The sequence below is a fragment of the Vibrio sp. 10N.222.49.C9 genome (assembly GCF_041474985.1).
Taxonomy (GTDB): Bacteria; Pseudomonadota; Gammaproteobacteria; order Enterobacterales; family Vibrionaceae; genus Vibrio; species Vibrio crassostreae_C.
In genome coordinates, this window is the sequence record NZ_JBFRVD010000339.1 from 1 (window position 1) to 216 (window position 216).

The 216-nt window shown below is 41.2% G+C and carries 1 protein-coding gene; it reads left to right on the plus strand.

From position 1 onward, the window contains the following. Positions 1-216 (plus strand): hypothetical protein (locus AB4585_RS23420; protein WP_372171173.1); only part of this gene is annotated, 216 nt, incomplete at both ends.

Genomic DNA, 216 nt, shown 5'->3' on the forward strand with positions numbered 1-216 from the left:
CGACAAAGTGTTTGAAATTTGGCAAAGAAAGCGAGAGCAGGGCTTCTTAAGTTGGCTGTTTAAAAGCACTCTTGGGGCTGTAGCCTTCTATCTGGTTTTTAGTATTGTTTTCCAATATTCTACCGTTAGTGAGCAAGGTGTTCCTGCATTTTTCCAGAGTCAAGCTTCCAACTTTGCGTTGTTTACACTACTAATGTTGATAGGCAACGGTGTTCT